This is a genomic window from Colwellia sp. 75C3 (assembly GCF_002836255.1).
Taxonomy (GTDB): domain Bacteria; phylum Pseudomonadota; class Gammaproteobacteria; order Enterobacterales; family Alteromonadaceae; genus Colwellia.
The window spans coordinates 594,043-609,222 of record NZ_PJAU01000033.1 but is presented as its reverse complement, the minus strand read 5'-3'; the positions used below and the strand labels follow the sequence as shown (position 1 = coordinate 609,222).

The following is a 15,180-nucleotide window of genomic DNA, read 5'->3' as shown; positions in this document are numbered from 1 at the left end:
GCTAGCGTTTTTGTTATTGCTTGCGTTGTTTCTAAAGACATTGTTTTTGCGAAGGTCATGGTTTTTTCTAACGACATGAATCCTCCTTAACTTTTACTAGCGAAGCAGCAACTGCAGCAATAAATTGCTCACCGCGAACCATGTAATTTTTGAACATATCAATACTTGCGCAAGCGGGTGAAAGTAAGACCATATCACCTGGTTTGGCTATCTGCTTCGCTTGAGCTACAGCCTCACTAAGGCTGTTAACTTGAATAGCATCGCTAACTAAGTTAGCAACTTCAGCACCGTCTTTACCTAAGGTAATTAACTGGCTTACTTCACGGTTGAATATTGTTCTAAGCGGTGAGAAATCAGCGCCTTTACCGTCGCCGCCAGCAATAAGGATTAACTTATTGCTATCGGCGAGCGTCGGAGCTAAACCGGTAATAGCGGCAAGTGTTGCACCGACATTGGTCGCTTTAGAATCATTAATCCATTGAATATTATCTTCACTCACTACGCGTTGACAGCGATGAGCTAAGCCCGTAAAACCGGCAAGATTTTCTGTCATAGCAGTTAATGACCATCCCGCACTGTAACCAAGGGCTAACGCAGCCATATAATTGAGCGCATTATGCATACCTGCAAGCGGTAACTCATCGATTGAAATAAGCGCTTGCTCACCAAACATCAACATCTTTTTGTTATCAATGTCTTTAAAACCAAAATGCCCTTGTTCTGGTTTATTTAAACCAAAAGAAATTGTTTCTTGTGCTGTAACTAAACTATTAGTTGCTTGATCTTCTCTACTCACTACGGCTATTTTCGCCTGTGGGTAAATACTTTGCTTAATAGCCTGATAATTAGCTAATGTCTTATGTCTATCTAGGTGGTCATCACTTAAATTAAGTACCGTAGCGGCAATAGCTTGCATGCTAGTTAACGTTTCTAACTGGAAACTAGAGAGTTCTACAATAACAGTATCTGGCTGATTAGCTCGCTGAGTATCGCCAGCACTTTCTAGTTGAAGCAAATCAAGAATTGGCTCGCCGATATTACCTGCCAACGCGACGTTACCGCCGATAACTTTACCTAAATAGGCTAATAGTGACACTACTGTAGACTTACCATTTGAGCCTGTTACTGCCAACATACTCATCGGGTTAATACGACTATTATTAACTAGGCAAAATAGCTCAACATCCCCTATCACTTGGCACTTTGCTGAAATAAGTGCAGCAATGCCCTCACTGATTAAATCTATACCTGGGCTGGCAACAATAATATCAGCATTGGCAATTAAGCTTTGTTGCCATTGGCCAAAAACAAATTGTGCTTTCGGGTAGTCTTGCTCGTATTGAGTTTGTTCATTAGTATTTTCAAAAGGCATCGTACGCGAATCATTAACAGCAAAAGACAAACCTTGCGCGTGCAAAAAACGTAGGCATGACAAACCTGTCATTCCGGCACCTAGCACAACAATATTTTTATCTTTAAACGCGGTTAACCAAGCCATATTTTACCTTATTTTTCCGATCGTCTTTATTTAACGTAACTTCAAGGTCGCTAAACCTATCAGCACTAATATCAATGAAATAATCCAGAAACGAACAATAACTCGCGGCTCTGGCCAGCCTTTTAATTCGTAGTGGTGATGAATTGGTGCCATACGGAAAATACGTTGACCGCGCATTTTATAGGAGCCAACTTGTAAAATTACCGAGACAGTTTCCATCACAAAAACACCGCCCATGATAAATAAAACTAATTCTTGTCGAACAAGTACCGCAATAACGCCAAGCGCTGCACCTAATGCAAGTGAACCAACATCGCCCATAAAAACTTGCGCTGGATAAGTGTTAAACCACAAAAACCCTAACCCTGCACCGACAATGGCGGTACAGACAATCACTAACTCACTTGTTAAAGCGATATGGGGAATATTTAAATAAGTAGAAAAGTTCACGTGACCGGTAACATAGGCAAATAATGCAAAAGCTCCTGCAACCATAATGGTAGGAACAATAGCTAAGCCATCAAGACCATCAGTTAAGTTCACCGCATTTGAGGTGCCAACAATAACGAAATAAGTCATCACCACATAAAATATGCCTAACTGTGGTAATAGCTCTTTCATAAAGGGTATTAATAAAGCCGTTTCATTTGGATCTTGGGCAATAAAAAATAAAAATAACGCTGTGCTTAAGCCGATAACGGTTTGCCAAAAATACTTCCAACGCGCGATTAGACCATTCGCATCTTTACGAACAACTTTACGATAATCATCTACAAAACCAACTATGCCAAAGCTCACTATCACGAATAACACTACCCAAACATAAATATTGCTTAGATCAGCCCACAGTAAAACACTAACCACAATGGAAGCGAGTATTAACAAACCACCCATCGTTGGCGTACCCGATTTAGACAAATGGCTTTCAGGACCATCATCTCTTACCGTTTGACCTATTTGCATTTTTTGCAAATAACGAATAAGTTTAGGACCAAAATATAAGGATATAAACAGCGCTGTTAGCGTGCTAATAATGGCGCGAAATGTTAAATAAGAGAAAACATTAAACGCTGAATAAAATTGAGTTAAATACTCACCTAACCACAATAACATTACGCTGTACCTTCTTTACTTGGATGTTCATTAACTTGATTTAACCCTTGCTGGGCATTCATTTTTTCAAACCATTTAATAATTTCTGTCACTACGTGTTCCATATGTGCACTTCGAGAGCCTTTAACTAAAATGGCAATATCTTGCTGACCAGCAGACAACTGCTGAGTTAGCATATTAAGTAAATGGGCCATCAAATCAGATCGTTGATTAAAATGCTGACTTTCTTCATTTTTGTCATTGTCTTTGGCAAAAGCATCACTGGCACTTTGACTCAATACGCCTAATGACAATAAAGTATTCAACTGTAAGCCCTTAGCAAACTCACCAACCTCTTGATGGTAACTACGTGCTTCGCTGCCTAGCTCGCCCATATCTCCTAGGATGAGTAATTGCTTGCCAGGGTAATTTGCTAATAATTGCGCGGCCGCTTTTGCTGATTCAAGATTAGCGTTATAACTATCATCAATCAGTTTTATATTGCAGCCTGTTTTTGTATCTTTTAATTGATGTAAATTTAGTCGACCTTTTACCGGCTGCATTTGTGCTAAACCTAAACGAATATCTTCAAGGCTGGCATTAAACTCTAGCGCGATACAAGCAGCAGCAACGGCATTACAAACATTATGCTGTCCCGGCACGGTTAAAATAACTTCACAACGGCCCAGGTCGCTTTGCAAAGTAAAACTTGCACAGCCATTTTCATCTAAGTTGACATTTTCGCTATAACAATTGGCTTTACTAGCCCCTGTATTAACACCGGCACTAAAACAAGAAAAAGTACGCACCGTTTTATCGGTTAAGCGCCATTGCCATTTACTGGTGTACTTGGTGTCTTGGTTATATAGGGCAACGCCATTTTCGCCAAGGCCTGAAAATATTTCACCTTTAGCGCGAGCTACACCACATAAATCGCCAAAACCTTCTAGATGTGCTGCAGCAATATTATTAATCACAGCAACATCTGGCTGAGTTAACGCTGTGGTATAGGCAATTTCACCCATGTGATTCGCGCCCATTTCAATAACAGCAAAATCATGACTATTATCTAAACGAAGTAATGTTAAAGGCACGCCAATATCATTATTAAAGTTACCGTTCGTAGCTAGCACTTTGCCTAAACGAGACAAAATAGCGGCAACCATTTCTTTAACAGTTGTTTTACCACTACTACCGGTAATACCGACAGTTTTAGGGGCGACCTCTTTTTTAACGAAAGCGGCAATTTGACCTAAGGCAATACGGGTATCATTAACAATTAACTGTGCCGTGTCGGTCACTTCGCTTAAGTGATGATCAACGATGAGCAATTGACAACCTTGCTTGATAACTTGCTTGGCAAAACGGTGTCCATCAAAGCTAGGACCTTTAAGCGCTAAAAAAGCAGTTTTTTTGTCAGAATCATCAACAATAGCGCGACTATCGGTAACTAAATCATTAATGACTAATTCATCAAGAGTTAACTCTGCTAGATTTTTTGCAACAATAAGCTCGCCATCGGTAACTTTAGCTAAAGTAGCGAGTGAAATAGTAATCATAAGTTTGCCTCATTAGGCAATGCGGCTACCGAAGCTAGAGTCGAATGCTTTTGATAAAAATCCGTCACAACTAAGCGTTCGTTATACGCTAATTTCTGTGTGCCAATAACTGCACCCTTTTCATCATGTTTAGCAACAATGACGTAATCTTCGTGACCTTTACCTGCCAACAATACGATATCGCCAGATTTTGCTTTATTCAGAGTTTTCAATACTGCTTGTTCTCTTTCTAAAATGATCGTTATTTGCTCCGCATCCGGATTGGTAAAACCGGCAACTATATCATTTGCTATTAATTGGGCATCTTCACTGCGCGGGTTATCATTGGTAACGACTAAATAGTCAGCATATTTCTCTGCTGCTTGTGCCATTAAAGGTCTTTTGCCTTTATCTCTATCACCGCCACAACCAAACACGACATACAATTCACCAGAGCAATGTTGACGACAGGCTTGTAATGCTTTTTCCAACGCATCGGGAGTGTGGGCATAATCAACCACGGCAGTTGCTAAGCTTTCAGCGCTGGTTGCTTCCATCCGCCCTGCGATGGCACTCACTTGGTTAACTAAATCAGGGAGTTCGTTTAATGCTATGCCTTGAATAAGCAGTACACTGATGGCTGCCAATAAATTATCAATATTAAAATCGCCCAATAATGGACTGGTAATGTCGATATCGCCTAAATGACTCGCTAAAGTAAAAGAGACACCGTGGCTATGACGATTAATATCTTTAGCGCTTACAAAATGTTTATAGCTGTTTATGCTGCTTTCACGGCCATATAACCAAAGCGGCTGTTGCTCAGGCCAGTTTTCTAGCCATTTTTTTGCTTGTTGATCATCAAAATTCACTACTGCAACTTGCTTGCTATCAGTGGTGAAAATTTGCTTTTTCGTTTCGCCATAACTCGCCATAGAACCATGAAAATCAAGATGGTCTCGGCTTAAATTGGTAAAGAGTGCTATATCGAATAAATCTGCTTGCACGCGATTTTGTGATAATGCATGTGAGGACACTTCCATCGCTACATAGCTAAACTTGCCATGAACAGAGTGCTCATCGTTAAAACAATGCAATAATTGGTGTAACTCACAAGCACCGGGAGTAGTATTTTCTATAGGGTGTAAATTATCGAGATTACCCGCACCATTCGTACCAATTACAGCACATGGCTTATGGTAAAAATTTAGCATTTGAGCTAATAACTGGCTGGTGGTCGTTTTACCATTGGTGCCAGTAATGCCTACTAGCGTCATATTATCTTGCGGTGCTTGATAGTAGTTTTTTGTTAGGGTAAATAAATGCTGGTTCAGTTGATAAAACTTAACAATGGCTACTTCGTTTTCTTTGGCTGCCAAAACAACATCACCATGTTCAGTGCTACTTTCACATTCGGCAAGTACTAACTTAGCACCTTGTTTTATTGCCTGCTCAATGTATTTTCGACCGTCTTGATCGTGGCCAATAATTGCGCAGAAAATATCGCCTTCGACAATGGCTCGACTATCGTTATGAATATCACCAGACAAGTCACTAAAACTTATCGAACTCGGTAGCTCAATAGAGAACTGAGTTAAACAATTGATTATGTTTTGTGTAGTAGGTTTAGGCATTATGCTCTCCTACTACGGCTGATTTCTGTTCTGGATGTCTGAGCTTAATGTGTTTACTCGCTGTTCGTGATTTTTGTGCATCTGGAGCAACATTAAGCACACGTAAAGCACCTTTCATTACCCGTGAAAATACTGGTGCGGCAACTTCGCCACCATGATAAAGATCGCCACTCGGCTCATTAATAACCACAACGACAACTATTTCAGGATTAGAAATAGGGGCAACTCCCGCAAATAATGCGACATAATCATTACCATAACCACCAGCAACGGCTTTAATTGAAGTACCGGTTTTACCACCAACACGATAGCCATCAATTTTAGCCTTAGGCACATGTTCATCGACAACAGCTTCGAGCATATGGGTAATCGCATTACTGTTCTTGGCAGAGAAAATTCTTTCCTGATCTTCTGGGTCAGTCGTTTCACCACTGTTTTTAACAATGGTTAATCGACGTTTAATTCCACCATTGGCAAGCGCCATATAAAAACGTGTTAATTGCGCGGGGGTAATGGCAAGCCCAGCCCCCCAAGACAGTGTTGCTAATTCGAATTTAGACCAGCGACTTCTATCATGCATCATGCCAGCGCTTTCACCGACTAAGTTAGTACCGGTATCATCAGCAAAACCCGCATCAAAAAATTTAGTTAACAAGTAATCTTTTGGTACCGACAGTGCCAATTTAGTGGTACCCATATTTGATGAGGTGACGAGTATTTCTTCAATAGATAACTTGCCACGGTTAATCGGATCGCTGACTCGACGTCCGCCTAAACGCATCCATCCAGGGCTGGTATTGAGGATAGTGTTAGCTTTTACCGAGCCAAATTCTAACGCGGTTAACGCGGTTAACGGTTTCATGGTCGAACCTGGTTCGTAGATATCGGTAATAGCACGATTTCTAAAACGATGAATAGCAGTATTACGGCGATTATTTGGGTTATACGATGGGCTATTGGTCATTGCCAATATTTCACCGGTATGGATATTTGCCACCACTACCGAGCCAGAAGTCGCTTTGAATGCCTGTACAGCACCTTTGAGCTCTTTATAAGCAATTGCTTGAATACGTTGATCGATACTTAGGGTAATAGTTTGCGCTTGCTCTGGTTCTTCAACAGAGATAATTTCAATTTTACGTCCTTTGGCATCTTTTCTAAAGCGCTTAGCACCACCCGTACCGGTGAGTAATTCATCATACATACGCTCGATGCCTTCAATACCTTTATCATCAACATTGGTGAAACCAATAAGATGAGCACTAATTTCCCCGGTAGGATAAAAGCGCTTCGATTCTTTACGCAGGTGTATTCCGGGAATTTTTAATTCTTTGATGTAATTTGCCATGGCTGGCGAAATTTTGCGCTCGAGATAAATAAACCGTTTGCGAGGGTTTTTAACAACACGGGCAATCAATTTATTAATATCTTGATCAAGTACGTCGGCAAGAGCTTGCCAATGCTTCGTCATAGCAAGAGCATTATTATCCATAATGATCTTAGGGTCAGCCCAAACAGTTTCAACAGGTACACTAATGGCGAGTTCAGCGCCGTTACGATCAACAATTGAACCACGCTGTACGGTATTCGCGGCAACACGTAAAGAACGTAAGTCGCCTTGTTTTTTCAACATTTCTGGTTCAATAATTTGAATATAAGCGGTTCGTGCCATCAAACTGAAGTAAATAAGGGCAACAACGGCCAGCACTAAATAATAACGCCATGGAGCGGTATTTAATGGGTTATTGTTTTTAGCCGCTTTTTTATTCACACCGCTCTCATTTATATTATTGTTTTACGCTTGTCTGACTAATATCTGACTAAAGGTTTTCTCTGCGCTTTGACTCTGAACTTGTTCTATTTAATAGTTTGAAGCGATAGCTGCTTTTACTCTAAGGTAACAATCACTTCCGAATTAGCATTCGGACGTTTCATATCCAATAGTTTTTTTGCTTTACTCTCAATTGCGCTGTGCTCGGCCAAACTACCTTGTTCTAATAATAAATTGCGCCACTCAATATTTAATTCATCTTTTTTTGACAATAAGACTTCCAGCTCACTGGTTGTTTGTCGGTTGACATGACTGTAATAAATTACCGAAAAGGCCGACATCACAACAAACATCAATAAAATATACGTAACGCTATAACGGACAAGATCTTGCCAAATATCAAAAACTAAGGCGCGCGCAGCCATAATTAATCAGTAGTTCTTACTAAACGCTCTGCAACACGTAATACCGAACTACGCGAGCGTACATTTTCTTCAACTTCTGCTTCACTTGGCTTTAATCGACGACCAACTAAAGCGAATTTTTTACCCTTGTTTAATTCTTCTTCACTGATAGGCAGTCCCCTTGGAACTTTTTTACCTTGTGAATGCTTTTTCATAAACTGTTTAACCAAGCGGTCTTCAAGAGAATGAAAACTAATAACAACAAGACGTCCGCCTTCTGCTAGTACATCAAGGGAAGCAACAAGCGCTTTTTCAATTTGCTCTAATTCACTATTGATATACATACGAATAGCTTGAAAGCTTCGAGTTGCAGGATGCTTTTTTATTTCTCTTTGCGGAGCAGTAGTTTTGATAAGTTTTGCTAATTGACTTGTTCTAGTTAATGGTGATTCTTCTCGAGTATCGACAATCGCATTAGCAATACGCCAAGCATGCTTCTCTTCACCAAAGGTACGTAATACCCAAGTGATGTCTTCAACATCGGCAACAGCTAGCCATTCTGCGGCTGTTTGACCTTTACTGGTATCCATTCGCATATCTAGCGGGCCATCTTTCATAAAGCTAAAACCACGTTCAGCTTCATCAAGTTGCGGAGACGAGACCCCAAGATCAAGTAATATACCGTCAACTTTTCCGGTTAACTGATGCTTTTCTGCAATTTCAGCTAAGGAAGCAAAGCCTTCATGCTCAATTAAAAAACGCGGGTCATCTTTGAATTTTTCAGCAGCGATAATTGCTGTTGGATCACGATCAATGGCAATTAAGCGTCCATTGTCAGATAACTTAGAAAGAATTAACGACGAGTGTCCGCCTCGACCGAAAGTACAATCGATAAAGCAACCGTCACCGGTTATAGCTAAGCCTTCAACGGCTTCATTAAGCAGCACTGATATATGAGAAGTGTCTAATTCCATGTTGTTATTTTTATAACCTTTATTTACGTATTTATTTTACAAATTGACTTCGCTAAAGACTAAAGTGATAAATCTAGTAAGCGGTCAGTCAATTCAATTTCACCCGATTGTATTTTGCTAATGCCTTGTTGCATTTGCGTTTGCCATGCTGTGTCATGCCAAATTTCAAATTTTTTCAACTGACCTACAAGCATGACGTTTTTTTCTAAACTCGCATGATGTCTTAAAGGTCCATTTATTAATAACCTACCGTTTTTATCCATCTCGCAGTCACTAGCATTACCTAGAATAACTTGCTGCAATAATCGCTCTTGCGGGTTCATGCTTGATAAATTACACAGCTTTAGTTCAATTTCTTCCCATTCGGGTAACGGGTAAAGCAATAAACACGGATGTTGAATATCAACCGTACAGACCATTTTTCCTTGGCAATCAGCAAATAGCTCTTCACGATACTTTGTTGGTATCGTGATCCTATTTTTGCTGTCAAGCGTAATTGCGCTAGTGCCTCTAAACATATCTGTTGTTACTTCACTCTTTGAACGTTAAATAAACAAGTGATTGATAATGTGATAACTAAAACAATGTAAGATCCACATTTCTCCACTTTTTTCCACATTGCTACAGTTTAGAGAAAAAAGCAACGTTCTGTCAAGTGAGTAAAACGAAAAAGGAAGGTCTATACACTGGCTATAACACCAGTAAAATTAAGGCTTGTGAGGAAGTGGATGAAATTGTGGACTTTTGTGGCAGGTAATCCCAAAAAAGCACAAAAAAATAATTATTGGACTCAATTACTGTCTATTATTAGCGACAGTAGAGATAAAGGTGGTGTGTTAGGGGTAACTTTTCCCATTAAGAAAAAGTCCCCCTTAACTGAGGTTGTTTTATACCCATGTTACCTCAAGGTACAGGATTAAGCTGGAATTAGAAGCACCTTGATCATGAATCGCTCAGGTATACTGAAACTCGTATATTGAAGTCTCATGGGTATATACGTTTAAAATAATTCATCATTAATGGCAAACAAACAATCACTGCCTGATTTAGCTGATGCGATTAACGAAAGTCGACGTGGTAATAATCGGGTAAAGAAGTAACGAGCGGTATGCAATTTACTTTGATAAAAATCTTCACCACTTTCACCATTACTCTGCTGTTGTGACAAAGAAACTTGTGCCATTTTAGCCCAAACGAATGCCATAGCCGTATAACCAAAGACATGTAAATAGTCATTTGCCGATGCGCCTAACTCATTTATATCTTGTTGTGACTTAGTCAATAAATCAGTCGTTAGCTCTGTTAAATCAGTTAATGCTTGAGCTAACGGAGTAATGAATTCATTCATCGCTTGATCATGCTTACTACTGTCGATAAAAGTCTGTACTTCATTGGTAAACACTTCTAACAAAGCACCTTTTGAACCGGCGACTTTACGCATCAATAAGTCCATGGCTTGAATACCATTAGTACCTTCATATATTTGGGTAATTCGCGCATCACGAACTAATTGTTCTTGACCCCATTCACGAATATAACCATGACCACCAAAAACTTGTTGTCCGGTGACCGTATTTTCAAAACCTAAATCAGTAAAAAAGGCTTTCGCAACGGGTGTCATCAAGGCTGCTAAAGCTTCGCCTTTAGTTTGCTCTTCACCTGTCCCATAGGTCGCGTAATCAAGTTGCATAGAGATGTAACTTGAAAGCGCACGTGAACCTTCATTCAATGCTTTCATATTTAACAGCATGCGACGAACATCACCATGTACCATGATAGAGTCGGCTTCTTGAGTAGGATTTTTAACACCATTGGTTTTACTATCAAGCGCTCGGCCTTGTAATCTGTCTTTCGCGTACTCTAGTGCATTTTGGTAAGAACGTACTGCAGCACTCAAACCTTGAATGCCGACACCGATACGTTCAAAGTTCATCATAGTGAACATACAGGCTAAGCCTTTATTTAGTTCTCCAATTAAGAAACCTTTAGAATCATCAAAATTCATTACACAAGTAGCGGAGGCATGAATACCCATTTTGTGTTCTATAGAGCCACAACTCACATTATTATGCTCACCAAGCGTTTCATCTTCATTAACATTAAACTTTGGTACTAAGAAGAGAGAAATACCACGAGGGCCAGCTGGTGCATCAGGTAATTTAGCTAATACTAAATGAACAATGTTTTCAGTAAGATCATGTTCGCCACCAGTGATAAATATTTTATTGCCGGTAATGTTATAACTACCATCATCTTGTGGAATAGCTTTTGTACGAATAAGTCCAAGATCAGTGCCCGAATGTGATTCAGTTAAACACATAGATGCAGACCAATCGCCAGCATACATACGGGTTAAATAGCGTTCTTTTAATTCTTCACTACCATGTTTTGCTAATGATAGTGCCGCGCCTGCGGTAAGTACTGGATAGAGTGCAAAAGATATATCGGCACTACACAGCATTTCTTCATGCATAGCCGTTAACATTTTTGGCATACCCATGCCGCCATAATTAACATCACCGCCAAGTGCAGTCCAGCCACCTTCAGCATAAGTATTAAACGCTTCTTTATAACCAGGAGCAGTGGTCACTACACCCTCTTTAAAGCTCACGCCAATTTCGTCACCTTGACGAGCAATAGGGCTAATTTCTTGTTCAGCAATTTTGGCGCACTCTTGTAAAATCGCTTGAGCCGTTTCTTTATCAACTTGCTCGGCTAATTTTGGTAATTGTTGCCACATTTTATCGGCATTAAACACCTGATATAGCAAAAAATTCATATCAGTTAATGGCGCTCTATATTCAGCCATGAAGACCTCCTTTTATAATTTGGATTACGTTTAGATACCGTGTGGCAAACACACAATTAAAACACTTGTTTGAATATAGTCTAAATCATGACAATGTAAAAGCGCTATTCATCAATAGCCTGATATTTTTTACTTACAAGAGAGGTTATTAACAAAAATCATTGAATTTCCTAATCAGAACTCTGTAAGCACTTTCTAATTTTCTTTAAAACTAAGTTAATGTGTTATTTAGGGTTTATACTCCTATTATCTGTATAAACTTTGCCTGAACTAAGCTATTGGCAAGGGTTGTCTGATGGAGTTTAGGTTTTAATAAAATTAATCATAGAGGTAGTCACTTTGCTACCCCCATAATAACGAGTAAAAAATAACGTGACCTCTGATTTACCTTATTCACTGTTTAAAAAATGCCAATTCCCCTTAGCGGTAGCTGTATTCTTTATCTTGATTATTGCTAAGGCGCAGGCGCAGCAATTAAGTTTTAGTAAAACTCAAGTAGAGCAAGGTTATCACTTTAAATATCAATGGCTCGATCACAGCAAGACTGAGCAAGCGATGAACTTTACCTTGAGTCAAGAAGGTCTATTTGAACGCTTTAGAGATTTTAGAACCTACCAAAATAATTACGCACAAAAAACAATTCTCAGACGCATTAAGAAAAAAATGCAGCAAAAGCCTATAGCCGGTGTACAAATATTTTATCGACAACAGCAAGATAAATTTATCATTGAAGCCAAGGGCTTAGATGAAGATAAGGTAGCAGAAGCTTATCAAGCGTTAACTAGGCTTGAGAGTGAGGTTACGAAAAAGTACCTTCAGGAAACTTATTATCAAGCTTTTACCAACCATGAACAGATAAATGGCATTAAAGTAGACCATGTCAGTATTGCGAATAATTCTGTTGCTGATTTGAAATCGCTAAAGCCGTTAATTTTAGATCATGTATCTATTAAGAATATTCGAAAGGTCACCAATTATGTATTGAGCTTTGTACAGAGTATTCCTTATAGCACCTTAGAATCTCGTATTACCTCTTCCGGTGCAGGTTTTAATCCACCACTACAAGTTTTGTGGGAAAACCAAGGAGATTGCGATAGCAAAATGACCTTAACAGCAGCTTTGTTAAGGGCTTTGATGCCACGCATTGACATGGCGTTAATTTTTATTGATGGTCATGCTTTTATTGGTATTAAAATTCCAGCGGAAGCAGGAGAAGTTACCATTGAGCATAATGAGGTAAGATATTTATTAGCTGAGCCCACAGGACCAGCATTGCTGCCTTTAGGTACACTCGCTCCTGAATCAGAGTTAGCAATTAATCAGGGGCATTACATGGCGCAAGATTATCATGAAGTATCCAAGCAGTAGCCAGAGCCGACATGAAACAAATAGATTAGCCAACCTTTCGAAAGGCTTATTAACTTCAGTGTGAGGTATAGGTATTAATCAATATCAGCTACTTGAGCAAGAAAAGTTAAACTCGGCGCAAAAAAAGCACTACCAGTTTCAGCTTCGGTATATTTAAGTAAATGGTCCGAGTTACCATGACCATCCCCATGAATCATACTTTTTAGCATTATTTCAAAAGGTTTAGGTGACTGACAATACGACACAAAGAATAAACCTTTACGTTTCATATCTCCATAAGGCATGCTTTGTCTTACAATTTCAATACTTTTCCCTTGATCATCCTTAAGGCTGGTTCGCTTAGTGTGTGCTGTTAGCGCCTTATCTTCATTCTTATATTCAACGTTATCTCGCTTAGTTCGGCCATAAACATCTTCTTGTTCATGTTCAGCGAGAGACCCCCAAAGGGTTAAATTATGTTGGTACCGTTGAGTATGTAAATAACTACCCGCGGCAAAGTTAACGTCATCTTGATCTTTAACCAGCGCTACTTCTCGTCGATGTAAACCCTGAGGGTTTTCAGTACCATCAACAAAGCCTGTTAAGTCTCTGCCATCTAAAAACCTGAATGCTTGTACTTGCTCTATTAATTCAACACCATCACCAAGTAACTGGCATACCTTAGTACTGACAATATGGTTAACATCAGCACGGTCACTGCGAATTTCAATATAAATATCATAGCTATTTGTCGGTGCAACTCTATCATCACTATGCATTGCTGGAAATGGTGATAATAATGCCGGACGGGCTTGCGGATAAAACTCATCCCAATAGGCTTCACCAATAGCGACAACACCAATCAGATTCGCTTCCGAATACTGCTCGGCATAGTTATCAAATAACTTGGGTAACCGAGAAATCGCAGCACGAATAAAGGCATTTTTATCATCTAGTGCATTAAATAATAGGTAATTTCCATGTAAGTTTGGTTCAGCGCAGATACCAAATTGTTCTCTAGCCATTTTCCATTCCTATTAACATATTTTATGTTGAAAAATTATAGCTGTTACCATGCAAGAGGCATATTTCAGGATGCTTGAACACTTTGTATGGCACAGGTATATATTGTCGGTATTGTACACAATAAATATTGTCTTACCATGATGATTTAGATGATAAAAAATCACATCACCTTCCATAAGCCTTTATCGTCTATGCACATTAGCTCTTGGAGTGTTTCTTTATCTGCGCCAAAGTGGTTATTAAAAATGATATTAATGCATTGTTGCTTGTTCCGCACAATCTCTTCACCTTTAATAATAGTACCGCGATTACCACTCTTAACGTTTTGCCAAATCGACTTAGTTTGATTACTATTACTGAGTAAACCAACAACTTTTTCTTGCATCAATGCGACATCTTCAGCCGTTAAATACTTAGCAGAACGAGAGTCAATATCAACTATACCCGTTAGACCTGCAACCATCTCTAATGGTAGCTTGATTACACCTTTGAAAAAACCAGAAACTATACCACTACTTGCTTCAGAGCCAACAGTTTTCGCATCCTCAACGGTATTTTCAATACGAGAAAGGTACTGAGGGATGTAACCTCTAGATAGTTCTATTTCTTTCAGATATTGAGTGGAGTGAGGTCGCCAACGCGCTATTTCTGCGGTGGTATCATTGGTAGTTTGAACAACGGCATCAACACGTTTGAGTACTGCAGGCATAGATTTTTGTAATTGTTCTACTTGTTGTTCAATGCTGGCGAGTTGGCTTAACAATGCCGGTAGTTGCCTTGAGTAATATTCGCTTTCAACGACTACTTGTTGCACCACAGGAAGTGAAGCTTGAACCTGCGTTAGAATAGCCGGTATTTGTTGTGAGACTAATTCCCTTACTTTACCAACCTCGAGTCTGACGAGAGCAACTTCATTAATAATATCTTCAATCCCAGGACTTACTGAATCAACTGTTTTTGTGGTTTTTTCAATAACACTAATAATTGCAGGCACATGCAAAGTAAACTTAAATAAAGAAAAGGCTAGAAAGGCAATAGCTAAGGCCAACAAGGCTTGCGAATAAGAAAATGATTTGTTCATAGAGAT

Annotated in this window: 13 protein-coding genes; 2 read left to right on the top strand and 11 right to left on the bottom strand. The window is 39.4% G+C overall.

Annotated elements, in window-relative coordinates:
- Positions 1-67 precede the first annotated feature (67 nt).
- The 8 genes from murD to mraZ form a co-directional block, all read right to left on the bottom strand.
- Entirely contained in the window at positions 68-1,498 is a 1,431-nt protein-coding gene (murD, locus tag CXF85_RS07025) for a UDP-N-acetylmuramoyl-L-alanine--D-glutamate ligase (RefSeq protein ID WP_101227796.1), read from the bottom strand.
- Between the two features lie 30 nt (positions 1,499-1,528).
- Positions 1,529-2,611: a phospho-N-acetylmuramoyl-pentapeptide-transferase gene (mraY, locus tag CXF85_RS07020; RefSeq protein WP_101227795.1), complete on the bottom strand. Its 1,083-nt coding sequence runs from the start codon at positions 2,609-2,611 to the stop codon at positions 1,529-1,531.
- Positions 2,611-4,149 carry a UDP-N-acetylmuramoyl-tripeptide--D-alanyl-D-alanine ligase gene (locus CXF85_RS07015; protein WP_101227794.1) on the bottom strand — a complete coding sequence of 513 codons (1,539 nt, stop codon included), beginning with the start codon at positions 4,147-4,149 and terminating at the stop codon, positions 2,611-2,613. Before CXF85_RS07015 ends, mraY begins: the two co-directional genes overlap by 1 nt.
- Positions 4,146-5,762, bottom strand: coding sequence for a UDP-N-acetylmuramoyl-L-alanyl-D-glutamate--2,6-diaminopimelate ligase (locus CXF85_RS07010; protein WP_101227793.1), 1,617 nt, complete (start codon positions 5,760-5,762; stop codon positions 4,146-4,148). Before CXF85_RS07010 ends, CXF85_RS07015 begins: the two co-directional genes overlap by 4 nt.
- Positions 5,755-7,533: a penicillin-binding transpeptidase domain-containing protein gene (locus CXF85_RS07005; RefSeq protein ID WP_101227792.1), complete on the bottom strand. Its 1,779-nt coding sequence runs from the start codon at positions 7,531-7,533 to the stop codon at positions 5,755-5,757. Before CXF85_RS07005 ends, CXF85_RS07010 begins: the two co-directional genes overlap by 8 nt.
- A 116-nt stretch (positions 7,534-7,649) precedes the next feature.
- Entirely contained in the window at positions 7,650-7,958 is a 309-nt protein-coding gene (ftsL, locus tag CXF85_RS07000) for a cell division protein FtsL (RefSeq protein ID WP_101227791.1), read from the bottom strand.
- Between the two features lie 2 nt (positions 7,959-7,960).
- Positions 7,961-8,911, bottom strand: a complete 951-nt coding sequence (rsmH, locus tag CXF85_RS06995) for a 16S rRNA (cytosine(1402)-N(4))-methyltransferase RsmH (protein WP_101227790.1) — start codon at positions 8,909-8,911, stop codon at positions 7,961-7,963.
- A 59-nt stretch (positions 8,912-8,970) separates the two neighbouring features.
- On the bottom strand, positions 8,971-9,429 hold the full coding sequence (gene mraZ / locus CXF85_RS06990) for a division/cell wall cluster transcriptional repressor MraZ (protein ID WP_101227789.1): 459 nt from the start codon (positions 9,427-9,429) through the stop codon (positions 8,971-8,973).
- Positions 9,430-9,639: 210 nt separating this feature from the next.
- Between mraZ and CXF85_RS06985 the strand changes: the two genes are divergently transcribed.
- A complete protein-coding gene (locus tag CXF85_RS06985; RefSeq protein WP_101227788.1) occupies positions 9,640-9,831 on the top strand; it encodes a hypothetical protein in 192 nt (63 codons plus the stop codon).
- A gap of 80 nt (positions 9,832-9,911) precedes the next feature.
- On the opposite strand, the gene CXF85_RS06980 is transcribed toward CXF85_RS06985, so the two are convergent.
- On the bottom strand, positions 9,912-11,720 hold the full coding sequence (locus tag CXF85_RS06980; RefSeq protein WP_101227787.1) for an acyl-CoA dehydrogenase C-terminal domain-containing protein: 1,809 nt from the start codon (positions 11,718-11,720) through the stop codon (positions 9,912-9,914).
- A gap of 372 nt (positions 11,721-12,092) precedes the next feature.
- Between CXF85_RS06980 and CXF85_RS06975 the strand changes: the two genes are divergently transcribed.
- Positions 12,093-13,088 (top strand): hypothetical protein, encoded by a 996-nt coding sequence (locus CXF85_RS06975; protein WP_101227786.1) that lies wholly within the window; start codon positions 12,093-12,095, stop codon positions 13,086-13,088.
- Positions 13,089-13,162: 74 nt separating this feature from the next.
- Here the strand turns inward: CXF85_RS06975 and CXF85_RS06970 are convergent, their stop codons facing one another.
- Positions 13,163-14,092 carry a Dyp-type peroxidase gene (locus CXF85_RS06970; RefSeq protein ID WP_101227785.1) on the bottom strand — a complete coding sequence of 310 codons (930 nt, stop codon included), beginning with the start codon at positions 14,090-14,092 and terminating at the stop codon, positions 13,163-13,165.
- A gap of 161 nt (positions 14,093-14,253) precedes the next feature.
- Positions 14,254-15,174 (bottom strand): hypothetical protein, encoded by a 921-nt coding sequence (locus CXF85_RS06965; protein ID WP_101227784.1) that lies wholly within the window; start codon positions 15,172-15,174, stop codon positions 14,254-14,256.
- Between the last annotated feature and the right edge of the window lie 6 nt (positions 15,175-15,180).

Coding starts and splice junctions, on each gene's coding strand:
- mraZ (WP_101227789.1), bottom strand. CDS start 9,429: ATGTTTAGAGGCACTAGCGCAATTACGCTTGACAGCAAAAATAGGATC.
- CXF85_RS06985 (WP_101227788.1), top strand. CDS start 9,640: ATGAAATTGTGGACTTTTGTGGCAGGTAATCCCAAAAAAGCACAAAAA.
- murD (WP_101227796.1), bottom strand. CDS start 1,498: ATGGCTTGGTTAACCGCGTTTAAAGATAAAAATATTGTTGTGCTAGGT.
- ftsL (WP_101227791.1), bottom strand. CDS start 7,958: ATGGCTGCGCGCGCCTTAGTTTTTGATATTTGGCAAGATCTTGTCCGT.
- CXF85_RS06965 (WP_101227784.1), bottom strand. CDS start 15,174: ATGAACAAATCATTTTCTTATTCGCAAGCCTTGTTGGCCTTAGCTATT.
- CXF85_RS06980 (WP_101227787.1), bottom strand. CDS start 11,720: ATGGCTGAATATAGAGCGCCATTAACTGATATGAATTTTTTGCTATAT.
- rsmH (WP_101227790.1), bottom strand. CDS start 8,911: ATGGAATTAGACACTTCTCATATATCAGTGCTGCTTAATGAAGCCGTT.
- CXF85_RS07010 (WP_101227793.1), bottom strand. CDS start 5,762: ATGCCTAAACCTACTACACAAAACATAATCAATTGTTTAACTCAGTTC.
- mraY (WP_101227795.1), bottom strand. CDS start 2,611: ATGTTATTGTGGTTAGGTGAGTATTTAACTCAATTTTATTCAGCGTTT.
- CXF85_RS07015 (WP_101227794.1), bottom strand. CDS start 4,149: ATGATTACTATTTCACTCGCTACTTTAGCTAAAGTTACCGATGGCGAG.
- CXF85_RS06970 (WP_101227785.1), bottom strand. CDS start 14,092: ATGGCTAGAGAACAATTTGGTATCTGCGCTGAACCAAACTTACATGGA.